Source organism: Paenibacillus oenotherae, from assembly GCF_019443105.1.
GTDB classification, from domain to species: domain Bacteria; phylum Bacillota; class Bacilli; order Paenibacillales; family Paenibacillaceae; genus Paenibacillus_Z; species Paenibacillus_Z oenotherae.
Genome location: NZ_JAHZIJ010000023.1, coordinates 1 through 25,853, shown reverse-complemented (window position 1 = coordinate 25,853; position 25,853 = coordinate 1). Strand labels below are relative to the sequence as shown.

At 47.9% G+C, this 25,853-nt stretch carries 27 protein-coding genes; 9 read left to right on the top strand and 18 right to left on the bottom strand.

Translation table 11 applies throughout. From position 1 onward, the window contains the following. Positions 1-56 precede the first annotated feature (56 nt). From K0T92_RS21705 to K0T92_RS21685, 5 genes are all read right to left on the bottom strand, one after another. Entirely contained in the window at positions 57-449 is a 393-nt protein-coding gene (locus K0T92_RS21705; protein ID WP_219874591.1) for a VOC family protein, read from the bottom strand. A 225-nt stretch (positions 450-674) separates the two neighbouring features. Continuing rightward, the gene (locus K0T92_RS21700) at positions 675-1,184 is read right to left on the bottom strand and encodes an SRPBCC domain-containing protein (protein ID WP_219874590.1); all 510 of its coding nucleotides are present in this window, start codon (positions 1,182-1,184) and stop codon (positions 675-677) included. A 12-nt stretch (positions 1,185-1,196) separates the two neighbouring features. Then, positions 1,197-1,532 carry an ArsR/SmtB family transcription factor gene (locus tag K0T92_RS21695; protein WP_219874589.1) on the bottom strand — a complete coding sequence of 112 codons (336 nt, stop codon included), beginning with the start codon at positions 1,530-1,532 and terminating at the stop codon, positions 1,197-1,199. A gap of 211 nt (positions 1,533-1,743) precedes the next feature. Beyond that, positions 1,744-2,271 (bottom strand): GNAT family N-acetyltransferase, encoded by a 528-nt coding sequence (locus K0T92_RS21690; protein ID WP_219874588.1) that lies wholly within the window; start codon positions 2,269-2,271, stop codon positions 1,744-1,746. 95 nt (positions 2,272-2,366) lie between these two features. Further along, complete coding sequence (locus tag K0T92_RS21685; RefSeq protein ID WP_219874587.1) at positions 2,367-2,861, bottom strand: GNAT family N-acetyltransferase; 495 nt, start codon at positions 2,859-2,861, stop codon at positions 2,367-2,369. 205 nt (positions 2,862-3,066) lie between these two features. On the opposite strand from K0T92_RS21685, the gene K0T92_RS21680 reads away from it, so the two are divergent. Next, positions 3,067-6,159: a hybrid sensor histidine kinase/response regulator gene (locus tag K0T92_RS21680; RefSeq protein WP_246628345.1), complete on the top strand. Its 3,093-nt coding sequence runs from the start codon at positions 3,067-3,069 to the stop codon at positions 6,157-6,159. Positions 6,160-6,616: 457 nt separating this feature from the next. On the opposite strand, the gene K0T92_RS21675 is transcribed toward K0T92_RS21680, so the two are convergent. Then, positions 6,617-7,564 carry an aminoglycoside phosphotransferase family protein gene (locus K0T92_RS21675; protein ID WP_219874586.1) on the bottom strand — a complete coding sequence of 316 codons (948 nt, stop codon included), beginning with the start codon at positions 7,562-7,564 and terminating at the stop codon, positions 6,617-6,619. Positions 7,565-7,806: 242 nt separating this feature from the next. Then, positions 7,807-8,259 carry a helix-turn-helix domain-containing protein gene (locus K0T92_RS21670; RefSeq protein WP_219874585.1) on the bottom strand — a complete coding sequence of 151 codons (453 nt, stop codon included), beginning with the start codon at positions 8,257-8,259 and terminating at the stop codon, positions 7,807-7,809. A gap of 298 nt (positions 8,260-8,557) precedes the next feature. Between K0T92_RS21670 and K0T92_RS21665 the strand changes: the two genes are divergently transcribed. The 3 genes from K0T92_RS21665 (at position 8,558) to K0T92_RS21655 (ending at position 11,254) form a co-directional block, all read left to right on the top strand. Then, positions 8,558-8,929 carry an ArsR/SmtB family transcription factor gene (locus K0T92_RS21665; RefSeq protein ID WP_219874584.1) on the top strand — a complete coding sequence of 124 codons (372 nt, stop codon included), beginning with the start codon at positions 8,558-8,560 and terminating at the stop codon, positions 8,927-8,929. 1 nt (position 8,930) lies between these two features. After that, the gene (locus K0T92_RS21660) at positions 8,931-9,752 is read left to right on the top strand and encodes an N-acyl homoserine lactonase family protein (RefSeq protein WP_219874583.1); all 822 of its coding nucleotides are present in this window, start codon (positions 8,931-8,933) and stop codon (positions 9,750-9,752) included. Between the two features lie 239 nt (positions 9,753-9,991). Next, positions 9,992-11,254, top strand: coding sequence for a mechanosensitive ion channel family protein (locus K0T92_RS21655; RefSeq protein WP_219874582.1), 1,263 nt, complete (start codon positions 9,992-9,994; stop codon positions 11,252-11,254). Here K0T92_RS21655 and K0T92_RS21650 read toward each other — a convergent pair. The 3 genes from K0T92_RS21650 to K0T92_RS21640 all read right to left on the bottom strand — a co-directional run bounded on the left by K0T92_RS21650 (position 11,251) and on the right by K0T92_RS21640 (position 14,423). After that, on the bottom strand, positions 11,251-11,895 hold the full coding sequence (locus tag K0T92_RS21650; protein WP_219874581.1) for a ThuA domain-containing protein: 645 nt from the start codon (positions 11,893-11,895) through the stop codon (positions 11,251-11,253). The genes K0T92_RS21655 and K0T92_RS21650 overlap by 4 nt on opposite strands. Before the next feature lie 515 nt (positions 11,896-12,410). Further along, on the bottom strand, positions 12,411-13,604 hold the full coding sequence (locus K0T92_RS21645; RefSeq protein ID WP_219874580.1) for an SEC-C domain-containing protein: 1,194 nt from the start codon (positions 13,602-13,604) through the stop codon (positions 12,411-12,413). Positions 13,605-13,826: 222 nt separating this feature from the next. Continuing rightward, the gene (locus K0T92_RS21640) at positions 13,827-14,423 is read right to left on the bottom strand and encodes a TetR/AcrR family transcriptional regulator (protein ID WP_219874579.1); all 597 of its coding nucleotides are present in this window, start codon (positions 14,421-14,423) and stop codon (positions 13,827-13,829) included. Between the two features lie 180 nt (positions 14,424-14,603). On the opposite strand from K0T92_RS21640, the gene K0T92_RS21635 reads away from it, so the two are divergent. The 3 genes from K0T92_RS21635 to K0T92_RS21625 all read left to right on the top strand — a co-directional run bounded on the left by K0T92_RS21635 (position 14,604) and on the right by K0T92_RS21625 (position 16,800). Beyond that, positions 14,604-15,173 (top strand): hypothetical protein, encoded by a 570-nt coding sequence (locus K0T92_RS21635; RefSeq protein WP_219874578.1) that lies wholly within the window; start codon positions 14,604-14,606, stop codon positions 15,171-15,173. After that, a complete protein-coding gene (locus K0T92_RS21630) occupies positions 15,170-15,802 on the top strand; it encodes a GNAT family N-acetyltransferase (protein ID WP_219874577.1) in 633 nt (210 codons plus the stop codon). Before K0T92_RS21635 ends, K0T92_RS21630 begins: the two co-directional genes overlap by 4 nt. A 173-nt stretch (positions 15,803-15,975) precedes the next feature. Beyond that, positions 15,976-16,800 carry an N-acetyltransferase gene (locus K0T92_RS21625; protein WP_343223771.1) on the top strand — a complete coding sequence of 275 codons (825 nt, stop codon included), beginning with the start codon at positions 15,976-15,978 and terminating at the stop codon, positions 16,798-16,800. A 55-nt stretch (positions 16,801-16,855) separates the two neighbouring features. On the opposite strand, the gene K0T92_RS21620 is transcribed toward K0T92_RS21625, so the two are convergent. Both K0T92_RS21620 and lepB read right to left on the bottom strand, forming a co-directional pair. Beyond that, a complete protein-coding gene (locus K0T92_RS21620) occupies positions 16,856-17,599 on the bottom strand; it encodes a helix-turn-helix domain-containing protein (protein ID WP_219874576.1) in 744 nt (247 codons plus the stop codon). Positions 17,600-17,689: 90 nt separating this feature from the next. Then, positions 17,690-18,262: a signal peptidase I gene (gene lepB, locus K0T92_RS21615; RefSeq protein WP_219874575.1), complete on the bottom strand. Its 573-nt coding sequence runs from the start codon at positions 18,260-18,262 to the stop codon at positions 17,690-17,692. Positions 18,263-18,681: 419 nt separating this feature from the next. On the opposite strand from lepB, the gene K0T92_RS21610 reads away from it, so the two are divergent. Next, complete coding sequence (locus tag K0T92_RS21610; protein ID WP_219874574.1) at positions 18,682-18,897, top strand: hypothetical protein; 216 nt, start codon at positions 18,682-18,684, stop codon at positions 18,895-18,897. Positions 18,898-19,060: 163 nt separating this feature from the next. Here K0T92_RS21610 and K0T92_RS21605 read toward each other — a convergent pair whose 3' ends face one another. From K0T92_RS21605 to K0T92_RS21585, 5 genes are all read right to left on the bottom strand, one after another. Continuing rightward, the gene (locus K0T92_RS21605) at positions 19,061-19,243 is read right to left on the bottom strand and encodes a hypothetical protein (protein ID WP_219874573.1); all 183 of its coding nucleotides are present in this window, start codon (positions 19,241-19,243) and stop codon (positions 19,061-19,063) included. 151 nt (positions 19,244-19,394) lie between these two features. After that, a complete protein-coding gene (locus K0T92_RS21600) occupies positions 19,395-19,565 on the bottom strand; it encodes a hypothetical protein (RefSeq protein WP_219874572.1) in 171 nt (56 codons plus the stop codon). Positions 19,566-19,740: 175 nt separating this feature from the next. Beyond that, complete coding sequence (locus K0T92_RS21595) at positions 19,741-20,541, bottom strand: ABC transporter ATP-binding protein (protein WP_219874571.1); 801 nt, start codon at positions 20,539-20,541, stop codon at positions 19,741-19,743. A gap of 14 nt (positions 20,542-20,555) precedes the next feature. Next, positions 20,556-21,599 carry a FecCD family ABC transporter permease gene (locus tag K0T92_RS21590; RefSeq protein ID WP_219874570.1) on the bottom strand — a complete coding sequence of 348 codons (1,044 nt, stop codon included), beginning with the start codon at positions 21,597-21,599 and terminating at the stop codon, positions 20,556-20,558. A gap of 1 nt (position 21,600) precedes the next feature. Then, complete coding sequence (locus K0T92_RS21585) at positions 21,601-22,608, bottom strand: FecCD family ABC transporter permease (protein WP_219874569.1); 1,008 nt, start codon at positions 22,606-22,608, stop codon at positions 21,601-21,603. A gap of 201 nt (positions 22,609-22,809) precedes the next feature. On the opposite strand from K0T92_RS21585, the gene K0T92_RS21580 reads away from it, so the two are divergent. Then, positions 22,810-23,805 carry an ABC transporter substrate-binding protein gene (locus K0T92_RS21580; RefSeq protein WP_219874568.1) on the top strand — a complete coding sequence of 332 codons (996 nt, stop codon included), beginning with the start codon at positions 22,810-22,812 and terminating at the stop codon, positions 23,803-23,805. Positions 23,806-23,953: 148 nt separating this feature from the next. Here K0T92_RS21580 and K0T92_RS21575 read toward each other — a convergent pair whose 3' ends face one another. Then, positions 23,954-25,135 carry an MFS transporter gene (locus tag K0T92_RS21575; RefSeq protein WP_219874567.1) on the bottom strand — a complete coding sequence of 394 codons (1,182 nt, stop codon included), beginning with the start codon at positions 25,133-25,135 and terminating at the stop codon, positions 23,954-23,956. Positions 25,136-25,853 lie beyond the last annotated feature (718 nt).

Genomic DNA, 25,853 nt, shown 5'->3' with positions numbered 1-25,853 from the left:
ACAGCTGCTGTGCTGTGTGCTGCTTGCAGAGAGTCGCTGCTGCGGCGCAAATTCCGTTACTGCTTGGGGAGGTTCAACTGCCAGGAGACACCGAATTTATCATTCACCCAGGCGAATTTGTCGCTTACCGGCGTTGGAGCGATAGGCATGAGTATGGCGCCCTCTTGTGTCAGGGCGGCATAGATGGCGTCAATTTCTTCAGAAGAATTGCAGTTAACAAACAATGAGGTTGCGGGCGTGAAGGTGAAGCCATGATCCAGATTGCTGTCAATACACATAAACGTCTGTCCGTTTAAAGTGAAGACAGCGTGCAGCACCGTTCCATCCTCATGATGCAGCATGCTTGTAATTCCCGAGTCGTCAAATAGCGAGATGTAGAAATTCATTGCCTCCTCCGCCTGACCGGTGAACATCAAAAAGGGCGTAATTTTCTGATTCGCATTCGCCACTTCAGTACAACTCCCTTAATTGTTTATTGTTATTGTGCATAATGACCGCTTGCCTTGCCTGCAGATTAAGACAATTGCTTGGCAAGCGCCTTGAAGCCCTCAACGCCACAATGGCATTGAGGGCTTCATGCACCGCGTGCCGTTTCCGGTGCGCGGTGCATGATAGAGTGTTGTCCGCCGCCTGCCTGAAGTACGCGATACCCGGCGGCCACTGCGATGTTTCGCTTATTTCACCGCTTGCAGATGCTCGGCAAGACGATCCCATGTTTCTGTAATGCCTTGCTCCATACCCATATCCAGAACAGTCTTGAGCGCCTCCTCAGAAGCGTAGATGGAGCTGCTAGTGAGCTTCGTCTTCCCCTCATGCTCTTCAAAGGTCAACGTAACCTGGGTCGAAGGCATCCCTTCCGCTTCATTGCCCTCGGCATCCGAGAAATAATCGGTATAGACGATCTTCTCCCCGTCAATGATCTCCTGGTAGACGCCTTTGCCCCAAGATTCGTAGTTGAAGAAATCCCCCTGATTCTCGTCGATGCACTTCATACAGTAGTGCCAGATGCCGCCCGGGCGAAAATCAATATTGCAAACCGTAAGCGTCCAGCCTCGCGGGCCCCACCAATGCTTCAGATGCTCAGCCTCTGAGAATGCTTGGAATACTAGCTCGCGCGGCGCATCGAAGACACGCTCCAGAGTAAGCTGAGGGCCCTCTACCTTAGTAATCATTTTGTTCGACATGAATAATTCCTCCTAGGATTCATTTTGTTTGTTATTCTTCGCTTGCAGCTGCTTTAAGTAGTTGTCCAAATTGTCAAATCGCTCATTCCAAATATTGCGGTAAGTATCCAGCCAACTGTCCAACGCTTGGAACGGCTCCATTCGAAGCTTGTAGTTCCGGCGATTGGCGGCAGCTTCTACCTCGACTAATCCGGCCTCCAGCAGGACACGCAGATGCTTCGAGGCTTGCGGCTGGCGGAGCTCGGTATGATCGGCGATTTCCCCGACAGTCATGGGCCCGCCCTGCAGAAGCTCAACAATACGCAAGCGGTTGGGTTCGGCTAGTGCGCTAAATGTTGTTGTATCCATCGTTCGGATGTAACGTTAATGAATCCATAATCGTATAGAGTACGGCACAAGCCCTTCCATTCGAAATCATCCCCAACCACCTCGCTTTGTTATGTTTACCGTGCTCGCATTTACAATATACCATTATAGGAATATTCCCGTCAAGGAATATTCCTATAAAATGTTCTCTCTCTGCCTATGAACCATAACAGAGCTATATCGGGGCATTCACCTATCTGTCCGTTCGCAGCAGCCCATAGTACCTCAAATCCTCATAAGTGTCGCCTTTTCGAATATGATTGCGCAAGATGCCTTCATATTTCATTCCGATCTTCTCCATTACTTTGTACGATGCAGGATTTCGCGTCATTGCCGCGGCAAACACCCGATTCAACTCAAGCTCGTCGAATGCGAACTGAACGACCCGGGCAGCCGCTTCTGTGCAATAGCCATATCCCCAATATGGTTTACCAATCCAATACCCTAGCTCTGCCATATGGTGAGTCTTATTTATATGCAGGCCAACAATGCCGAGAAAGACGCTGTCTTCAGTAGAAGTTACAGCGAAGGAATAGCCCTCGCCTCTCGCTGCAGCTTCACGTCTTGCATTAATAAACGTAGCGGCTGAACCCGCAGGATACGGATGAGGCATGCTCAAAGTCGTATCCGCTACATCCTTATCACCAGCCAAATGCTCGATTGCGTCCGCGTCATGAAGCTCAAGCTGACGCAATGTCAAACGTCGTGTAACCATTGTCATTGTATTTCATTACCTCCCCATTCACCGACAGCCACCGAATGCTGGCAGCATCCCTTGTGTCCGGCAGAACTTTTCTGCCTTAGAATCCATCGTCCTCATCGAGCGCCTGATACAAACATTTGAACCGGCCCATGCCAGTCCTCTTCTCTAACTTCCTGGTAATCATCATTCGTGTACCTGCTAATCGTCTTCCTCCAAAAAGCTTGCGCCGGTGTATTCGCTTCGATCTGGGCAACTCTCCATATACCATGGAATCTATTGAATAATGCAGTAGAGGCATGCTGGCCTACTCCCAGTTGTCTATATTTTTTCATGACGAAGAATTCAGCCACTGAATAGATGGTCTGGTTGTGTTCACTAGTACCGATCTCTCTTACCAATGCAAACCCGGCCAGCTTCCCATCCACCCGAATAAAAAAGGGATATCTTCCTTCTTCCGTCCAATAATAATCGAAATTCATATAATCATCATATAGTCCGTCTTCATTAACATCATCAGGATCGAACTCGGTAAAATCATATCTATAAAGCTCCAGCAGATTTTTTAACGCAGGCTTTTTATCGTATTCGACCTCGTGAATCGTTATCATTGTATATTTCCTTCTTTCGCCTGTAATCGTATGCCGCATCCGCAATTTATTTTACCATATATGGTAAATACATTTGATTAGGATTATTGTTCTAGCCACTGGCATTTCACAGAGCAAACGCAATAAAGGGTTATTTGCAATTAATGGCGAATCTCTTCGTATGATGCGAATACTTAATAAAACGACCCTCAAATATGTGGCGATAATGATACTATTTTTTAGCGTTCTTCTTTGTCTGCGATGGGTATGGTCCGAGTTTTTTCATATCTCGGAATCTCCCCGTCCTGTCAATGGCATGCTGGACATGCGCGGCTTGGATTTGGAACAGTCCTCGGCAATCAATTTGGACGGCGAATGGCAATTCTACCCTGGACAGTTTATTACACATGAGCAAATAGAGTCGGAGGATAATAAATTTCGCACTATTCAGGTTCCAGGCGACTGGGGGAGCGTGCTGAACAAGGATTCCGGTTCCTCTTACGGATACGGAACATATCGGCTGCGCATTTTGATGAACCCGTTGAAGCAGCCTGTCGCCTTCTGGCTTCAGAGCATTCAAGCTTCCTCGGAAGTGGAGATCAATGGCGTTCTCACTAGCCATGTCGGCAAGCTTGCCTCGAACGCTCATGAATATACGCCCGAGAATGTCTCCTACACAGCTTCCTATACAATAGAGGGTTCAACAGAGATTGAGCTGCTTATTCGGGCAGCCAACTTCGACGAGCCTTTTAACGGCGGGATTATGCGCTCCATTCGTTTTGGCTCTCTGGCCGCGATTGACACTGTACGCTGGTACTCGATCGGATTTCAACTGGTTACATTTATTATTTTGCTGCTTCATGGCTTGTACGCCCTTATCCTTTACTTATTTAATCCGCGAGAACGAACCTTGTTCATCACTAGTCTGTTAACGCTGACGGTCGGAATAGCGATTACGATCGGACATGATAATTTGCTCCTGTTATGGCTGCCGATCAATTATACGTGGGCGATTAAGCTCAGGCTGATCTTCCTTCTATGGCAAAATCTTTTTATTCTTCTTGTATTCAGAAGATTCGCTGCGGCTCCGCCACAGAACGTATGGCTGCGGGCATACACTGTGACACTGATATGCCTGTCGGGATTGCTGCTGGCTGCACCCGCTTCATGGGCCAATGGAATCATCGATCTGAGGATTTTTATTACAATCTATTTATTGGCCTTCGCTTGGTTTATTTATATCGTTGGGACACTGATCTTCAAGAAGCAGGCCGACAAAGACATCGCCTTCCTGCTGCTGTCCGCAGCAGGCATCATCTCCAACTTGCTGTGGAGCATATTGGAGTCCGTTAAAAACGTTACCACCGTTTATTATCCCATCGATATTATTGTGGCTATTATCGGATTCTCCGCTTATTGGTTCAAGAAATACTTCCGCAATGCCACGGAAATCGCCAATCTGAACAAACAGCTGCTGAAGGCCGACAAGCTGAAGGACCAATTTCTGGCCAATACTTCGCATGAGCTGAGAACGCCGCTGCACGGCATTATGAATATTGCCGAGACCGTTGTCATCAAAGAGAAAGCCGCATTAAACGAGAAGAGCCTGAAGGATATGGAGCTGCTTATAACGATAAGCCGCCGCATGTCGCATATGCTTGGCGATCTGCTAGATGTCGCCCGCCTTCAGGAGCAGCGTGTCGTGCTGCGGCAAGAGCCCTTGCAGATTCAATCGGTCGTTCCCGGCGTAATCGGCATGCTCAAATTTATGCTGGAAGGCAAGCCTGTCCGGCTGGATATGAATATCGCAGACTCGATGCCGCCGATCATGGCCGATGAGAAAAGGCTCGTGCAAATTTTGTATAACCTGGTGCACAATGCGATCAAATTTACAGCTGAAGGAACCATCTCCATTTCCGCCGAAACGCGGAATGGAAATGCCGTGATCCATGTCACCGATACCGGGGTTGGCATGAATGAGGAGACACAGGCGCGAGTGTTTCACTCTTACGAACAAGGCTCTCATGGCATTAGTGATGGGAGAGGAATCGGGCTTGGTCTGAGCATATGCAAGCAGCTGGTCGAATTGCACGGCGGTGCTTTGACCGTTCGCTCCGAACCGGGCAAGGGCTCCGTATTCAGCTTTGATCTGCCGTTAGCGGACATGTCGCATCTCCCATTGCCGCAAGCCCCCCTCCTTCCCGGACAGATAACAGATGAGGCTGAAGCCCAGCCCTCTGGATTATATTTTCCGAGCGGTGCAATCAGGGAGTTAGCAGCTTCCGTACAGATTCCGCCGCTATTGAATGACGGGAAGGTGAATATTCTTGCAGTAGATGACGACCCGGTCAACCTGAATGTGCTTGTTGGCATCCTTTCGACGGAGCCGTATCGCATCACAACCGCCAGCTCAGCCCGTGAAGTGTTGGAAATGCTGGGCACGCAGCAATGGGATCTGCTGATTGCCGATGTCATGATGCCGCAGATGTCCGGCTACGAGTTGACGCAGAAAGTACGGGAGCATTACTCCGTATCCGAGCTGCCGATTCTGCTGCTGACCGCGCGCAGCCAGCCTGCTGACATCTATACCGGATTCTCGTCGGGAGCGAGCGACTATGTGACCAAGCCAGTAGATGCATTGGAGCTCAAATACCGAATCAGGGCGCTAACTACGCTGAGGCAATCCATCAATGAACGGCTGCGTATGGAAGCGGCCTATCTTCAGGCGCAAATTCATCCACACTTCCTGTTCAATACGCTGAATTCCATTATGGCGCTTAGTGATATCGACACGGTAAAAATGCAAAATCTGGTCGGCGCTTTTGCATCCTATTTGCGGATCAGCTTTGATTTTCTCAATACGGGGGAGCTGGTCGAGCTATCGCATGAACTGGAGCTGGTTAAAGCCTATTTGTATATTGAACAAGAACGGTTTGAGGAAAGGCTGTCCGTCGCATGGGAGGTTGATCCCGGCATCAACTTGCTTCTCCCTCCGCTCTCGATCCAGCCGCTTGTTGAGAATGCCGTCAAGCACGGCCTCATGAGCCAGATGAACGGCGGCACGGTTCATATTCGGATTGCCCGCCAGGACAGCTCCACGCTGATTGAAGTTAGGGATAATGGGAAGGGCATGAAAGCGGAGAAGGCTGTTCAGCTTTTGAGTCCTACCATGAAGGACAAGGGCGGCATTGGACTTTCCAATACGAATCGGCGGCTGATCCAGCTGTACGGCCAAGGCCTGTCTATTGCCAGTCAGCCGAGCACAGGAACAACCGTGACGTTTATCATTCCGGACAACCGTAACAAGCAGAATAATTGATACAAGCTGGGATGAGCGCATGCAGGACCTATCTAAGAGCTTTCAAACGCCGAGACAAGCGAGATGCGAGATGTAAGCGAGGTAAAACATGCGAAACGGCAGTTTTTTGCTCGTTTCTGACCCCATGAAGGTAAAATACCTGCCAGCGTGCAGGTATTTTACTTTCGTTTCCCCTTTACGGCCGATTTTTGCTCAAATTGATGCCTGATCGCAGGAATATTACCATTATGGCGTCTTGTAACCGAAATTCATGCACATTCGCAGGCTTCTCACTCCAGGCACTCTGCCTTCAAAACATCTGGAGGAAGGGGTTGTACAGACATTCAATATTTACTCTGATGTTCCAATAAACCCTGTCTCCCCCCACCTTTTCACAGAACAAATGCTTGAGCTCACGGAACCCCGCTCCCTCCTGATTCTTGTTTAGCTGTTTCCGCGTTTAATCGGTTATTCCTCGTTACTGGCTTAGGCGATGCTGACCGTACCACTTAGGCACAATTAACTCGAAGTCATCGTGGTCGTCCATTACCCTCTGTATTTTCATTAACATTGAATCCAGCTCATCCGGCTTAGCCTTTAAGATCCACACGACAGAGGAAATAAGCGTCATGGCTAGATAGAGAGAATACAGCTGCCAGAACTCATCGCCAGGTTCAATATCATTATTGTATCTCCGAATTTGGCCCACTGAAAAAGGGATACTAATTTCCGAGCTAAACATGCCGACTTTCACAAACTCATGAATAGGATCTCCCCAGTCGTACCTGTTGAAATCAATGATACCCGACAGGTTCCCATCCCTGACAATAAGATTTCCCACGTGGTAGTCATCATGTTGAAAAATATTAGGCCTGCCTTTCATTAAATCGAGCTTGTCATCAATAAAGGATAGCAACCGCACATCGTTATTTATCGCAACTCCGCAGTTAGCATACTTCATTCGGTATCGATGATGCTTGGCGAGCATTCTTTCATCCCACGGCTTCATATTATCGGGGCAGATAATCTGATGGATCTTCTTTAATTCTAATCCCGATTGAACGCCTATCTTGAACTGCTCTTCTTCCGTTAAAAGTGGCAGCTCTTCTGATGCTTCATTCCCCTCAATGAAGGAGACGATCATGTAGCCGAGTGCTTGTTCAGGAAGGAGCCCGATTTCAATAGGCCTGGAGCATTTCACATTATGAACTTCCATCAGCTTGAGAGTGCTGAATTCTACTCGCTTGTCTTTGTCGTGATCGATGCTGTAGGTTCTTAATATGTATTGGGGGGCGCCATCGCTGTCATGCACGATGTATTTCTCATCACTTGAATATCCCTTGTGTATGCGTTCAATCTTGGCACTATGACGTAGCAGGGGAATCCAGTCGCGGAACTGGTCATATTCATTCAAGGCTTCAATCATCGCTAACCCTTCTTTCGCAAATATTTACTTTTTAAGATATAAATTCAATTTGAATCCTATATCATATTCGTGATCCTGTGCAAAGCTTCCTTTTTTGCAGCATCTTTTCGACATCAGCAGCCGTTTCGGAACAAAAAAGCACCCAATAAGGGTGCAACTGCCAGAGCCAGCTTATATTTAATTGGGGACTATGAAATCCATATCGCTACCTAGTTTGGTTATTGAAATCAACTTCCTGAGGTCTATTCTTCCTTAAACTTATCCTTCAGTACGTTTGAACCGATTCCGCCAACGACCATTAAGGCGATCGTTCCAATGTTCCAAGAGAATGTCCCGCCGAACAACGCAATGTCGAGCTCGGTAAGTTTGTTTAGAATAAGGATGCCAATCTTGATAAACATGAGCGCAAGCCCCAGCATAAAAAGCAAATCGAATACAAGTTTCAATTTAGGATGTGCAAGCTGCTTACTATCTTTGATCACTTTCTTGGTCAATTCCTCATCGCTCCTTAGCAATTCATCGATTGTTAAGCCGAATAGATCACTTATCTTTATAATGACCTCAATGCTTGGATAGTTCTGCCCATTCTCCCATTTAGAAACCGATTGCCGGCTGACAAACAATTGTTCCGCCAGCTCTTCCTGGGACCAGCCTCTTTTATTTCTTTCGCCTTTAAGCTTCTCGCCAAAAACCATCCCGCACCTGCCTTTCTGCAACTTATAAGCAATTATTCAATCAGACGCTCGCAAAAGTAAAGAACGATCTCGTTGCGCTGCCCCGCAACGCCAAGTTGCACCCACACATTCAGAGCCCCCACCCCGCCTCATTCGGCCAAGCCGGACTCTCCTTGCGATCCGAATGGACGCCTCAGGCAATGTTCCGCTTAGGGCATACTGGCTCCAATGGTCTCGATTTACTTTCCCAATGAACTTTTCAACATTTTTTATGATAGTATGGTTTATAAAATTAAACCAATAAACCGCGAGGACGATTATGGATAAACAAAAACGATTGAAAAAGTTGGCTGATGAATTCAGTGAATGTAAAAAAGCTTTAACAGCAATTGGGGATGAAACACGCCAATCCATCATCATTGCACTTATGGAGAGTGTAAGTGACTGTGAAAGGGGTATCCGTGTTGGCGAGCTTACAAAAAGGACAAATCTATCCCGTCCAGCTGTGTCCCATCACTTGAAAATTTTAAAAGATGCGAATTTGATTGGATTTAGCAAAGAGGGAACAAAAAATTATTATTACCTGGATGTTATTAAGAGCGATATTTTTAAGCTCAAAAAAATGTTTGATAACATTGAAGCATGTATAACGGACATTCAAAAACAGCCATCAGAAGAGGACGGGGTATAACATGTCAGATTCAATTAAAGTGCATATTTTACACTGTGGCCATGTGCAGGTTGATATTGCTGTGCCATTCAGACAGAATACCCTTAATCCTGTTGCTGCCGCTGGTATCTTTCGTTCAAAAAAGCACCAGGTTGTTGTCCCCGTTTCGGCTTATCTGATTGAGCACCCTAAAGGGCTCGTCTTAATTGATACCGGATGGCATACCGATCTGCGTGGAGATCAAGTCAAATATATGGGACGACTGGGCTTCAAAGCCAGTAAAGCCATTCTCCCTGAAGCGAAAGCTATCAATGAGCAACTGCTTGAGAGAGGAATAACAGCAAAGGAGCTGGATTACGTCGTATTAAGCCATATGGATATCGATCATGCCAGCGGCCTGAAATTAGTAAGCGAGGCTAAACGTATTTTGACCAGTGATTTGGAATGGCAGGCTGCATCAAAGGGCGGTATCCGCTACCTTCGGCATATGTGGGAAGGGGTTCCGGTCCGTACATTTGCGCTGGAAGACTCAGAATTTGGCCCTCAACAAAAGGCCTTTGATCTGTTCGGTGATGGATCTGTACTTTTCGTCCATACACCAGGGCATTCGAAAGGCTTGACCTCAACCCTTATCCAAAGAAACGGCAAATTTGTGCTCCTGGCAGCCGATACTGGCTATGCAAAGAAGTCATGGGAGAGCATGATACTTCCCGGATTTACCGTTAGTAAGCGGCAAGCCCTTGAATCACTGCAGTGGGTTAAAGAAATGAGCCTGCGTCCAAACTGCGTGGAAGTAATCGCAAATCATGATCCTGATGTTAGGCCACATACGATTGAGCTATAGTATAAGGCATTTATTAGCTACACTTAAACACAGTTATAGGGCCAATCCCATGCGGGAAGGCCTTTTGTCTTTCATTCTACTCCCCCTGCACTGAACCATCTCGGCATGATCATCCCGATCCTGGGTTATCCTCACAGTTGACGTTGGAGGCGCCTTTCGATAACATCGTCATAAAAGCTCCCTTAACCGTATCGATCGATGCGCATCTGGAGAGCCTTGCTTTTATTGAGGAGGAAGGTATGAATTACATCAAGGATCTGCTTGCTGATCTGGGCATTAAGGATAGCACCGCCGTCTATATGGCTACTATTATTCTCATCATCGGAGTCGGAGCGCTGACCATTCTGGCCAACTATGTGACCAAGAAGATCGTGCTGAAGATCGTCTCTTCTTACATTCGGAACAAGCGGTTCCAGTGGGGCAGCTACATTATGGAGCGAAAGGTGATCCAGAAGCTCTCCCATATCATTCCTGCTCTGATCATTTACTCGTTCTCTTATAGCTTTCCTGAATATCAGCGTCTGATTGAGCAAGGTGTCGTCATCTATCTGATCATCGTCGCGCTGCTGATTCTGGATGCCTTGCTGAATGCAGTAAACGACATCTACACGACGTTCGAAATCTCCAAAAGCAGGCCGATCCGGGGCTACATACAGGTCGTCAAAATTTTCATATTCATCATCGGCGCAATTCTCGTCATCTCCCGGGTTATCGGCGAGAGTCCGCTTATTCTTCTCAGCGGGATCGGCGCCATGTCGGCCGTGATGCTGTTGATTTTCAAAGATTCGCTCCTCGGTCTCGTCGCGGGCGTTCAGCTGACCTCCAACGATATGGTCCGGGTCGGCGACTGGATCGAGATGCCCAAATACGGCGCGGACGGAAACATCACCGATATTTCCTTGAATACGGTCAAGGTACAAAATTGGGATAAGACGATCACGACCATCCCGACATACGCGCTAATTTCGGATTCATTCAAAAACTGGAGGGGCATGCAAATTTCCGGGGGACGGCGAATCAAACGCTCCGTCTTCATCGATATGAGCAGTGTGGGCTTCTGCAGTCCCGATATGATCGAGAAGTTCAAGAAAATCCAATATCTCCGTGATTATGTGCAGGAGAAGGAGGAAGAGATCCAGGCGTATAACCGGGAGAACGACATTGATCGATCGGTTGTGGTCAACGGCCGGGCCATGACCAATATCGGCGTGTTCCGCGCCTATGTCATGCGTTATCTTCAGCATCATCCGAATATTCATCAAGACATGACGCTCATCGTCCGGCAGCTGGCTCCCGGGGAGACAGGCCTTCCTCTGGAAATCTATGCGTTCACGAACGACATTGACTGGAGCGTATATGAAAGGGTACAGTCCGATATTTTCGACCATATCCTCGCCGTAGCTCCGGAGTTCGGCCTTCGCGTCTTCCAGAACCCGTCCGGGTATGACATGAAAAGTATGCTCCGGGCGGAGGTTAATGGGCAACCGGATTCCCGCTATTAGAAATCCAGGCCGGCTATCCAGCTAACACTATTTAGAATAAGCCGTTGGATAGCTTCCGGCTTGAAAGAATCTTCCGTGTGGCCCGGATGCAAGTAGACGACCTTACCTAAACCATACTTGTGTTCCCACGCAGAGGGCCATCTCTTTCCGTTATATTCGTATTCAAGGAATACAGTACGGGGTGTGAAACTATCGAATTCAAACTGATACGGCTCCTCATCGACTGTAAAATCCTCCACTCCTTCAAGCAATGGATGCTCATTCATTACTCGATAAAAATGAAGCGGTTGAAAAGGTGGATGAGCTACAAATTTGGCACCGATTACTTGCAGCAGCTCGTAGCTGCGTGCCAATGAAATGCCGTTATGAATGGCAAGCAGGCCGCCCCCGTCTGCAATGAATTTCAGCAGGCCGGATACTTGCTCCGATGTCAGAGTAACATTCCGAGTCCCGATATCCGCATAAGAGATACAGGCTGCAAACTTACTGGTATCGAGAGTCGATAAGTCATCGTAATTGTTTGTTACGGTCAATTGGAATTTTTCTTTCAGGATCTTTTCCAGCTCTTCCCGCACTGGTTGAAGTGGATGCCAACCTCCCGACTGATCATCACCAATTAACAAAATTTGTGTTCCAGACATTGTGTTCAGCTCCTTAACAGCAAAGCTCGTAATTATCTATTTTAATTTAACACAAAATTAGACGGCGGGTGTCATGGAAACGTATAACTTGGCCCTTAAATTTATTTGTGCGTATTAGTCCCAATTCCAAACTTCGTTTAATCCCGTTGAGCGTTTCCCAATTATTAATCGGAAGGCCTTTCTTAATCCATTTACGAGCGTTCTCGAGGGTGTCGTTCTCAGTGCTTCCGTTAGAGCAGACTAAGGGACACGGATAATAAAAAAATTGTATAAAATGAGGGCGATCACATACTTATTGACACAATTAAAACCTCTACTTACTTCAAAAATATCTATATAAACATCAGTATCTATTCTTCTTTCATCCTATTTTTGGAGAATGCTTTTGGCAGTATTGATTTCGACAAAAATGCGGACTCTCGCAAAATATCGCTATTTCTTATCTGGGTCAGAGTCCATCAATGTAATTACCTATCGAAAGAATAATAAATGAAGCCAATGAACAGCATAGATTCCTATTCTTTCGTTTTATTCTCGCGCAATCTGGATATCATTGTCGAATACATTTCGTCTTGAGGAGACGCATCGGATTTAATGACTTCAAAACATTTTATTAGATCCTGTTTTGCATTTTGAGTCATATAGCGAATATCCTGCTTAAATTGCGGATTGTTTCCTTCCAAAATGGAGATTTGCTCTAAGGTTAATATTGAAAAAGCAGTTCCTATTATCGAGGCTACCAATGATCGGTTCACTTCTTCAAAAGGATGGCTTACTTTAAAATAACTTTGAGCGGTTAGTACATCCAGATGTACATATTTTGATGAAGTTTTGAAAAATAATTCATACAATTTCTTATCTTGATCAAACATGCTACGTTCCGACATGGACTTTATTGTTAGTCTGTTTGATTTCGAATTATTTAATATATGTTTCTGAAAGAAACTTTTGTCTTGATTCAACATAACCAAATATAAGTAACTTTCGAAAACAAACCTTGTTGTCGCAAGAATATTTTCTTCGAGTTCGTATTCTATTAATTGTCCTATCGATTCCAAATTTTTGAGCGTTTTGATTGCGCATAATCCGCCGAAATCCAAATAAGATTGGACACTGTAGTTAAAAAAATCCTGCCTCTCTTCCAGATGAGTTCTAATAAAATAATTATATGAATACATCAAATAAGAAAATAGCTTGTCGAATACTTCATTCAAAAAGTGATTTGAAAATTCTATATACATGAGGATATTAACTTTATTAGAGGCTGGAGCTTCTTGAATACTCTCCCGATACTCCTCGACATACATGGTAAATTCCTCTAATTCGGTATCGGAGATTAAACCCGTATTGAATTCTGTTGGGATTAACCCTGTTTGGGTATATGCATAAATAAATTCCTCGGGGAAACCCGCATCACGCAAAAACTTTACGGTAAATTTATCGAAATTACGTTTGTCGTTATAAATACCGAAGAATATGAAATCGTGCTCTCCTACTTCGCGACCATAAATTTCTTTAAACAATACTTTTTGATTTTTCAGTTCATCTGATAATTCTTTCACGAGAGGTATTTTTTTAAAAACTTTTCCATCTTTCCTGTACAATAAAAAATCTTTCTTCTTGCAACAGTTACGATATTGTCTTCCTGAACCACACGGGCATTGTTCTTTCTTTTTAATGGTTTGGTGCGTGTTGCCTGGAGAAGTCATTAATACACCAGCTTTCCATAAACGTTATTTCTGACTTCTGTCAGAATTCGGGTTCATATGCTCTATTATTAGCTGATGTTGCAATATCGGAACATGGCATAAGTATTACGAAGCTAATTGATGTTCTAAAAAATTCATGGCAGCCAATTTCTTCTGAAGATAGAGAGCAATACTCTTGTGCCCTTCGGCCGCGGCTCCCAAATAAATCCAAAACAACTATCCCTATCCCCCTCCCCCGCCAACCAACCCATAAAAAAACAACTCCATCAAATGATCAATATTCCGGTTTTCGGGTTCCTGTTCCGACGACTCCCAGTAGCGGCCCAGCTCATTTTTGTACATATTGAAATAGAGCAGCATCATCTCTTCGGTCAGATCCTCCCGGATATAGCCCTCGTGCTTCCCGGCGGCAACAAATTTCATGAAAAATCCCCTGATCTTTTGCTCGCTGTAGCTCTCGATCATCCCCATCAAACCGCTTCGATCGGAGGATGGGACTTGTTGAAACTCATCCGACAGGATCTTCAAATTGCTGACCTCATGCAGCATAATCTCCCTGGCCTTCTCAGGAAAAGAACGCTCCGAATCAAGAATACCCTCGTAATGCTCCAACTGCCTGTCCATCCAGTCTATTAGCATATCGGCATAGAGCTGCTCTTTCGTTCCGAAATAATTATAGATGGTCGCCGGAGACACCTTCGCCTGCTGGGCGATCTCGTTCACACTAACCCTCTGAAAGCCATGCTCAGCAAAAAGCTGAAAGGCCTTGCTGTATATTTGCTCAATCTTCTTCTGCTTCCGTCGTTCAAAACCGTTCATCTTCTCCACCTCACTTGTAGTGTAGCCCAAGTTTTAGAGTATTACAACAATTTGAGTACAAATCTATTGCAATTCCATTCTTACAATTCTATAATAGTTTTGTAGTAAATCAACAAAATAACTACAAAACTTCCCCCGCCATCACTTATGCAATTAAATCAACGACAGGAGTGAATGTGAATGAAACAGAGACTCATCCCTTCATTTTTGCATGATGTATTCGGTGAAAGACAGAGCATCGGCGCGATTGTGGCGATATTGCTATTCGGCGGACTTCTGACGGCTGCATTGTATTTGGCATTCCCTGAGCTTGCCGACAATGTGCCGGTCTGGCGCAGCAGCTTGGCCTTACTGCTCATGTTCGATATATTTTCCGGCTGTGCAGCAAACTTTACGGCATCGACCAGCAACTTTTATGCAGCACGCGATAAGAACCGAATCGTATTCATTGCGATACATTTCCATGTGATTCTTGTCGCACTTTTGCTGCAGGCAGATATTTGGTACTCGGTAGCGGTGTGGGCGTATACGATTAGTGCAGCATTCATCGTCAATGCTCTTCACGGCAAGCACTCGCAGCGATTCGTTGCTGGCTTGCTCCTCTCCGCGGGCCTTGGCTCTATACCGATGCTGCCGGATATTCAGCCCTATATGCTAATAACCTTCCTATTATTCATGCTCAAGGTGTCCTACAGCTTCGCAGTTGACCATTACGGTACAGCAATAAAAATCTCCGGTGACAAAGCATGACTGCCCCATACAGAACGGCCAAGCTAACGAAGAATGACAAGCCTCTATTCGTGGGGTTGATGAGCAGGGCATTTGCCCGTGATCCTTTATTCCTGTATATTTTCGGAGATTCAGAAGTGGATCGCAAAGCAAACAGCCGGATGACAGCCTTTCTCTCTTTTATATTTGACAGCAGCTTCATGCTCCATGAAGAGATAGTGGGCGTGTTTGAGCATGAAAGACTGCTCGGCGCATACGTCGTAGAGAAGCCATCTGCAAGCAAGCTTATGAATGTGATCGGCGGTTTGCTGTTGATCGGCAGGCTGGTTCCTTTGCTATTTCGCATATCCTCCCCACCTTTGGGCCTCCTTAACGCCTACATGCGAATCACGCGATCTGCTGCTCCCTCTGTGCCGCATCACTACCTCATTATGATTGGCGTAGAACCTGAGGCGCAAGGAAAGGGCATCGGCGGTACGCTGCTGCTACACCTATTGCATGCGGCAAATGCGGATCAGCTATCGCAAGGCATCCTGCTCGATACGGAAAACAAAGAAAATGTCGCTTGGTACCGCAAGAACGGATTTCTTCTGCATCGGGAAACACAGCTTCATGACGTCCCAGTCTATTGTATGCTCTATCGCAAATGATACTCTATCGAACTGAACATAGCGTCCGCGAATAATCGAATATCTCGCCTTTCATGTGACAGCAATCCGCCTCGCAGCATCAGTTCTCTCATCATCCATTTAAACTATTATTTTACAATTAGGTTCTAGCTATGATACTTTTACATTACAAAACGGCTCTACTATGGAATGGAGTGTTCATATTGAAATTGCCTGTTATCAACGGGGAACTGGCACAGCGGATACAGCAGTCCGAAATCGACTATTTCACCTCGCGAATCAGCTCGATCGGCGAACGAAACGGCAATCCCGAAGGCGTCGAGATGAAGCGGTTTGGCCAAGCAACTGCCTTTTACATTCGAACGATGCCCTGGCCCCTATTCAATTCTGTGAAGGGATTCTCCTGCGAGGATGTTGGCCATCTGGAAGCCATTCTTGCATTCTATCGGGAACGGGAGCGCAGCTTCCAGCTCGATATCAATCCTGCCGGAAGCAGTCCCGGCATGCTCAGGGCATTGGCGGAGCACGGTTTGTACCAAGCCGGGTTTCATTCCGTCCTTGTTGGACGCCCGGCTGAGGAAAGGCCCTCCTTGCCCGCTCCTATAACCATCCGCAAGATTGATAATGAACAGGATTTTGACCTCTACGCGGGAATACATTGTGTTGGCGCCGGGATGTCGGCCGAGCATAAGCATCACTTCGTGAACAATAACATCGGCTTGCTGAACAGACCCGGCTGGAGCCTGTATATGGCATTATGGAACGACGTCCCGTCTGCTGTGGCTGTCATGCATAGCAGTGGCGGCGGCATCGCATCCTGCACGCTGGCGGCAACACTGCCTGAACGCCGAAGACATGGGCTGCAAACGGCTCTGCTCCAGCAGCGGATGTATGAGGCGCATGAAATCGGCTGTGAGCTTGTTGTCGCACAAGCCGGGTTCGGCAGCACAAGCCAGCACAATATGGAGCGAATTGGCATGCAACTGGCCTGGACACGCGCCCAATGGGCCCCGCTGTGACGGGGTCTGCACAAGAAGCAGCTCTTTTGGGACGGGGACGATCGCGGCAGATTCCTTACGCCCCCTTGATATCCCCGTTCTTTTCGAGCAGGTGGGCATAGGAGGTCCCGTTATACCAAGCAAGATGCTCCCGACCTGGCCTGGTAATATAGAATCTTATACCACTGCCTCTCATGGATTGATCTATATAACCTAACGCAGATAATTCATTAATAGCGATGTTGATTTCCCGTTCATTTATCCCCGTCTCCTTGCTCATTCCTTGCAGAGATCGAAAGGTATAATTCCCTTCCGCCAGGGATCGGAGGATCTTAATTTTATCGGTGTCATTTTCTCTGAATGAAGCCTTCAATTGAGGCAGATGCTCATCCAATGAATGGGAAACCATAATGTCATTATGTTTGCCTCCAGAGCCATCCTCCGTTTCACTATCTGCAATTGCATTGACATCCTTCTCAACATTCTTAACCTTTTGTTGAACCTCATCTAATTGCCTGATCACCTTATCTGATAAGGTTTGGATGAAGCTTTTGGAATAGATGGAGGCGATAAGACAAAAGCCTGAGATAACAAATATTTTGTAGATATCCGTTTCACTATCTCTGATGAGATTGCTTGATATTGTATTCAGAAATAACGGTACAAGCAAGGCAGCCGCCAATCCAATAAAGATTGATTTGTAGAACTCCCTGTCCCTCAGAAATAATACGCCTACTCTTTCCACCAGCAAATAATTAACGATCCCCCCAATTGCACCTGATATTAAAATAATGATAAGAACAAGAATCCAATGCTCCATAACATCTTCTCCTTTGTCATTCAGGATAACGGCTTGCACCTGCTTACAGGAGCCCCCCCATTCTCCAAGCTCAGCGGCTTGTCGTATATTTCAATCGCTTAACTTAGCTGGATATCCTTCAACACGCCCTTCTATTTGCTCGATTGGCAAAGGCCCGAACAGTTGGCTGTCCACACTCCTCCACCATGTATCCCCCAGCACAAAAACATGATCAGCCGGAATTTCGACCTCTGGCAGATTCATATGATAGAATTGCTGCAACAACTCCGGATTTTGGAGCTTGGCATCGAGCAGTTTATATTGCTCACGATCCACTCCTTTCGACTGCGCTTTGCCATAAAAGGCATCCAACTGCTTCCCGTCTATATAAATTTGTCCCTCCTTTATTTCGATTTTCTCTCCTGCCAGTGCCACCACTCTGGATATACTTTTTTTCGGAACGGTCATATTGGGGTTTGGATGTTGGAATGGGGGCGTTCTAAAATAAACAACATCTCCTCGTTTCATTTCATTGGAGTCGCAGTAGCTTTTATGGACAACTAGACTCCCCTCATACTCGTGATTCCCTCTATCCATATTGTCTAAGTCGTGATTGATGACGATATTTCCTGCCTTGATCGTTACTGTTGCTGGCATCTCGGGAGTTGAATCATCTGACAGCACACTCGGGCGCGAGTCCTCCACATTGCGGGCTGAGCAGCCAATAATGAGGCTAATGGACATGAATAATATGACGCAAAATATAGCTTTCATCAGAATCTCCTCTTCATATTAGCTGCAATAATGAGTGAGTTCATATCGTAATTTTACACTTTTATCATCTTTTTGGTAACTGAAAAATGCCAGTACATACTGTGTCTGTACCGGGAGATTACGAAGAAAGCCCACCCTGCGCAGGACGGGTTTTCGCTATTATATGAAGGGAACCAGCTTGCCAATTCCACTGATAGTCGCTGTGGCTTTCAACTCTTCTGTATAGTTAGACATACCTCGGATGTAATCTACCGCCCAGGCAATCCCGCTTTGCCTTTACGTGTGGGGTGGGGGCTGAGCGTGGGCTGAGCAGGGTTTGGGTGGTTTGGATGGTTTGGGTGGTTTGGGTGGTTTGGGTGGTTGGTGCGGTTGGTGCGGTTGGTGCGGTTGGTGCGGTTGGTGCGGTTGGTGCGGTTGGTGCGGTTGGTGCGGTTGGTGCGGTTGGTGCGGTTGGTGCGGTTGGTGCGGTTGGTGCGGTTGGTGCGATTGATGCGGTTGGTCTGATCTGCCTGGTCAACTGTGGATTGGCCAGCTCTCCTTTCTAGCCACATGCGGGATCAGTCCATAAGGTTGCTCCTGCCAACATGCCTGCAATTGTGCATCCTTTAGGCGGCTTATTTACCCAATTTACTGAAATTCCTGCAATCCTGCATCTTTTTTCCGCTCCAACCCTGTTTCGAGAGGAGAATAGCCAAAAAGCCTGCTTCATCACAGGCTTTTTCTCCAAATGCCGGATTTCAACGGGAAAACCTGCTCTTCCGCAGGCTTTCCGCCCCCCTTGCCGTCTCCATATGGTATGGTCTGCGTGATCTGCCTGGTCAGCTGTGGATTGGCCACCTCTCCTTGCTCGGCACATGCGGGATCAGTCCATATGTTTGCTCCTGCCAACATGCCTGCAAATGTGCATCCTTTAGGCGGCTTATTTACCCAATTTACTGGAATACCTGCAATCCTGCATCTTTTTTCCGCTCCAACCCTCATTCGAGAGGAGAATGGCCAAAAAGCCTGCTTCATCGCAGGCTTTTTCTCCAAATGCCGGATTTCAGCGGGAAAGCCTGCTCTTCCGCAGGCTTTCCGCCCCCCTTGCCGTCTCGCTTGCCATCTCGCTTGCGTCTCGCATAGCGGTTCCGCTCAGCGCTCCACCTGCTGGCCCGCTTACCGCCACCGCATGTGCTCCACCCGCTGCCCCGCTCACCTCCAGCATAGCGTGCATGCCGCACGGCACGTACGCGACGCAGCAAGACGCGGCGCACGCGCAGCACGGCGGCGCAGCACGGCGGCGCAGCACAGCGTGCCCATACCACGCGGCAAGCACGTGGCACGCGCGCGGCCGCAACGCCAGCGGCCGCAGCGCCGCCCCGAGGCGCCACCGCTCGCAGAAGCGAGCCTTACGCCTCGCTGAGCATACGGCCTTTGCCGTATGGAATACAGAGCGGCGTTCCGAAGATGGGGTCCTTCATCACTTGGCATTCCATATCGAATACGTCGCGGATAAGCTGCTCGTTTACGATATTTTCCGGCTCGCCTTGCGCGTAGATGCTGCCTTCTTTGACCGCTACGATATGATGCGCATAGCGGCAGGCGAGATTGATATCATGGAGCACCATAGCAATGGTGCGATTCTCTTGCTTGTTAAGCTCGAACAACAGATCGAGTATTTCGATCTGATGCGTCATATCCAGGTAGGTGGTAGGCTCATCCAGCAGAATCGTTCCGGTGTTCTGTGCCAGCGTCATCGCAATCCAGGCCCGCTGCCGTTGTCCCCCGGACAGTGAATCCACCGAGCGGGATGCCAGCCCATCCATATGGGTAACCTCAAGCGCCCGCTTCACCTGCTTCTCGTCCTCATGCGACCATTGCTGCAGAAAGCTTTGGTAAGGATAACGACCTTGCTTGACGAGCTGCTGCACGGTCAATCCCTCTGGAACGACCGGGCCTTGCGGCAGAATAGCAAGTTGCCGCGCAACTTCCTTGCTTGACAGCTTGGCAATATCTTTGCCATTAAGAATAATGGCCCCCTCTTGAGGCTTCAGTAGACGGGCAAGCGAACGCAGCAGCGTTGATTTGCCGCAGCCGTTGCTGCCGATGAATACTGTTATTTTATGAGGGGGGATGGCTAGATCCAGATTTGAGAAGATCGGCTCTTTTCCATAAGACAACGTAAGCTTCTCCGCTTGAATAACCGACATGAGACTCACTCCCTTTATGATTTGCGGTTGCGATACAGTAAGTAAATAAAGAAAGGCGCTCCAATAGCGGCAGTAAATACCCCAGCAGGAATATCAAGCGGAATAAAAGCAACCCTGGCTACAAGATCGGATAACAGCAGCACAAGCGAGCCGATAAGCGCCGACACCGGAATGACGCCTCCGTAGGCGGGACCGACAAGCTTCCGGGCAATATGCGGCGCCATGAGACCGATAAAATTAATCGTTCCGCCAATAGCGACCGCCGCCCCTGCAAGAGCGACACTGACGAAGAGCAGAATCGTTCTTTTGACATGTACGGAGCTGCCCACACTGGTAGCAACCTCATCCCCCAGCTCTTGAACATTCAGATGTCTGGCATAGATAAACGAGACAGGCAGCAGCACCACAATCCATGGCAGCAGTGTCATCACATCCCGCTCCCATGACACACCATAGATGCTCCCCGTCATAAAGGTAAACGCTTTGACCGCTACCGCTGTCGGCGTGAACGAGGATGTAAGAATGAGCATGTAAGTAACAGCCGTTAACGCTGTTGCCATCCCAATTCCAATAAGGACAAGCCTAAGCGGCGTAATCCCCTTGCGATAGGCGAACAGGTAGATCAGGAAGGCGGCGATAAAAGCCCCTGCAATCGAGCTGATCGGCATATAACGGATACTGATATGGGAGAAGTACAGAATGAAAATAACCGTACCGAGCGCAGCTCCGCCTGAGATGCCAATAATATCCGGCGAGGTCAGCGGGTTGCGGACAATCCCTTGCAGCAGTGCGCCTGACACGCCAAGCGCCGCGCCCACCATAACAGCGATCACAACACGCGGCATGCGAAGTGAGAAAATAATCATGGAATCGGATGATTCGCCAATGCCAAGCAAAGTTTTAACAACCGAGACTGGACTGATCGCTGTTCCGCCGAGGCCTGCACAGACGATGACAGCAGCCAGATTAGCCAGCAGCAGGAGCAGAATGACCCCTATAGTACGGCGGTGAATTTCGAACGAATGGTACCGTCCTCTAAACGTCAACCAATGATTCATATCAGTTGCGCCCCCCTCTTCTGGCAATATAGACGAAGAACGGCACACCAATAATCGCGGTCATAACGCCAACAGGAACTTCCTTGGGAAATGAAATATATCGTGAGCCGATGTCGGCTGCCAGCAGCAGAACCCCGCCAAGCAATGCGCAGTATGGAATGACCCAGCGATAATCAATGCCGACCAGGTGACGAGTCAAATGCGGAATGATGATGCCGACAAAAGCGATTGGACCCGCAATAGCTACAGAGCCGCCTGCAAGCAGCACGACAATAATTCCCGCAGCCAGTTTAATGTAGATCGTCCTTTGCCCAAGTCCTGTAGCGACATCCTCTCCAAGCGCCAGCAAATTCATATGCCTCGCCAGCACAATCGTGCCCAGAAGCGCAATCCCCATATATGGAGCCGCAGATGTAAAAATGCTCATGTCCCGTCCTGCCACCGAGCCGACGAACCAATGCAGCACCTGATCGAACGTCTGCCCTCCGGTCAGCAGAATACCGAGTGATAGCGATGAGAAAAAAGCGGTCATAGCCGCTCCTGCGAGCGTTACTTTAAGCGGTGTCAATCCGTCGCTTCCTATAGAGCCAAGCACATAGACGACAATGACCGTGAATGCCGCACCGATAAAAGCGAGCAAGGCGAAGGTTGCCAGGCCGCTTGCTCCGAAGAAAGCGGCTCCCGCAACGATAAAGAAAGCAGCCCCGGCATTAATGCCGAAGATGCTTGGAGAAGCAATCGGATTGCGGGTTATACCCTGCATCAGAGAGCCGGCAACAGCCAGAGCTGCACCAGCTATGGCCGCTATAAACGCGCGGGGGGCTCTTGCAGTTTGAATAATAAGATGCTCCTGAGAGCCATTGAATGCGGTATATGATTCTACAATCGTTTGCCAGCTAATATTTGCTACACCGAATACGATGCTGCAGATAATTCCGGCAGTAAGAGCAATCAGGCAGAGCAACAGTCCCATAATCTTCTGTGAGGTCGTCGTTAGTAAAGTGTTCATGTTGTCCTCTTTCCCTTTTCCTGTACCCGTCCAATAAGGGCACCTCATAATTTTATGGGATGCGGCAGAACGTGTCAATGAATATAAGAATCATTATCAGGAGGAACTGTTACAGAACGTTGACTTTAATATTTGATCCTGCTATAGTTTCTCATTGACTGATATTGAGAGTCATTCGCAGAAGAAAGGAAGTCATAATCAATGTCACATGTATTTAAGCAGAAGTATGGTTGGACAATTACCACTGTTTTACTCGCACTAGCTATTATCGTTTCGGGCTGCGGCCAAGCCGGGTCTGACAACAACAAGAACAACGCCAACACTGCCGCCACTGGAGAAACAGAGCAAGCAGCACGCAGTGTAACCCACGCGATGGGCACAACGGAAATTACCGGCACGCCGGCTCGTGTAGTCGTGCTCACAAATGAAGGAACGGAAGCGCTGCTGGCACTCGGAGTAAAGCCGGTAGGAGCTGTTAAATCCTGGACAGGCAATCCATGGTACGAGCATATCTCTGCTGACATGGAAGGTGTCACCGTCGTCGGTGACGAAAGCCAGCCCAACTTAGAACTTATTGCCAGTCTTAAACCTGATCTTATAATCGGCAACAAATTGCGTCAGGAGAAAGTGTACGAGCAGTTGAAAGCAATCGCTCCAACCGTGTTCTCCGAAACGCTTCGTGGTGAATGGCAGGCGAACTTCCTGTTATACGCTGATGCACTGGGCAAAAAAGCCGAGGGCGAGAAAGCTATTGCAGCTTACGACAGCCGCACTGCGGACTTCAAGTCCAAAGCAGGCGACAAGCTGAACCAGAAAGTATCTGTCGTTCGTTTCATGGCTGGAAAAATACGCATTTACCTGGAAGATACCTTCACAGGAGTCGCATTCTCCAAGCTTGGCATTACACGTCCGGACAATCAGAAATATACGGATACATTCGTAGAGGAAATTACGAAGGAGCGTCTCCCGGAAGTAGATGCGGACATGCTGTTCTACTTCACGTACGAAACGGGTGACGGCAAAGGAACAGAGATGGAAGAAACGATGCTGAAGGATCCGCTCTGGCAGAGCCTTTCCGTTGTGAAGAATAACAAGGCAATCCGCGTAAACGATGCGATCTGGAACACGGCTGGCGGCGTAATTGCAGCTAACCTGATGCTTGATGAGCTTTATGCGATTTATGAAATTCAACAATAAGCTGCTTATTGCAACAGCCGGTGGATGGCCACCGGCTGTTTTTTTTCATGGCTGTTTCTGGCGATACTCCACTCTATCCTCGCTCACGCTGATAGCTGGGTTTTTCACGCCGACAGCTAGTTTTTTCTTACTCTAGCGTTCCAGACAACTATTCAACAACCCTTCTGGATGCGAATGCAAAGTAAACAAAGAAGGCGCTGCACAGTATGGCAACGAAGCCGAATCCGCCAAAAACATCGAACCTGGAGGAAAAATATCCAAAGCCGAGCCCCGCAAGCACCAATACAGCATTCTCGCCAAGAGATTGAAATGAGCCCATTGTCGCTCTCATGGAGGAGTCAATCCGGTGGTTCAAATATCCGGCAGCGAGCGGCTCGATGACACCGGCAGCCAGGCAGATGATGAACAAGGCCGCCAGCCCGCTGTAGTCCCGCACTGCCGAGATATAGACGAAGCCAAGAGCCAGCACTGCCGTTACGGCTGACAGCAATATCCTATGGCTGAATCGGCCCTTCAGCTTATAGGCGAGGACATTGCCCGGAAGTCGGAGCAGGAAGAACAGCGCCGAGAACAAGCCGAAGTAAATGACAGGAATCTCTAATCTGTTCAGGTAGATCTGCCAGAACTCATCGATGAAATTTATCGCTGCGCCAGTCACCATCCCAGACAGCATCACCAGGCTGACGCCCGGATTATGGCTGAAGAAGCGTACAGAAGCCGTTATATAGGTTTTCATCGGGACAGGCATTTCGTTATCCGCATTTGTTTGCCGGGCGCCAGGCTCAACCAGTGTTGCTGTCATGCCCAGAGAGACGATCATAGCCGCTAATGAAATCCAGTAATTAAGCTCAAAGCCGAAGCGGTCCGACAATAAGCTGCCGCACAGCGCGGCAATGATGATGGAGACGATATCAAGAGCATTCATACGGCCCAGTATCTTCTCAAAATCCTTTTCCTTACCCTCTGCCAATAACGAATCATAGAGCAAGGCATTCTCCGCCCCGCTGCTTGCCGAGCTGCCGATTGCCGCCAGAAATACAACAAGCGCGAAGTGCCAGAACTCCGTTGCGAACACCAGAATAAGAAACTCGAAGCAGCCCAACAAGGCGGCCAACACAATCATCTGCTTCCGGCCCCATTTGTCAGCGATAATTCCTGTCGGAACCTCAGCCATAACAACCGTAGCGGCAAAAATAATTTCCGTATAGACGACCATCTGGATCGTCATGCCCCGCTCTTCCCAGAACAACCGCTCAATCACATAAGCAGGGATAAGATGATAAAAAAAGCGGATGACGTACAGTTTCCAAACATTCCGCGTATAGCCCATACCAGCGGCTCCTCTCATAATCTGAATGAATGATGCGCATTCAGAATATGGAGGTCCCCGCGTGCGGCGTAAGGCTGCAGATTAACAGGGAGGTCTTGCGTGTGTCATGTCATTATTCCTTTCTGCAAATGAAATCGTGCATCCATTCTCGATGCTGGTAAGCATAGTATATCGCATACCGGGCCATTCGGGCATCCATAATCTGTACAGAAATGACCTCCACTCGCAAAGCCACGTGGTTGACGGTTAACCACCATCATGTGACGCCAAGCACCGCACTGGGAGCTCGCGCTTGATGCGAAAAATGCGCAACGCCGCACGGTTGGTAGGTAAGTAGGTTGGTTGGTTGGTTGGTTGGTTGGTTGGTTGGAATGAAAGCCTGCTAAAGTGCAGGAGTTTTTGCTATCAGAACACGAAACGGCGAAATGCCTGCAATCCTGCAGGAATATAGAACGAATTCAGCTCATATGGGTAGCGTCAAGAAGTTTGTGTAAGCTTGTAGATATATCCATCGGGTGTTGGTGGGGGTGGAGGAATCCGCCCCGCCATATTGGTTTAACTTTCGATCCGAGGATCCGACTGAACAGAATTCGAGGAATAGCGCTTTTCAAACATCTCATTAAGTTTTTGTTTGACAACGGGATCGCCAAAACCTGGGATGACACGGTTCTCAAAACGTTCGTTGTAGGCGATGGTGTCCAAGTATACAATTTTTTCT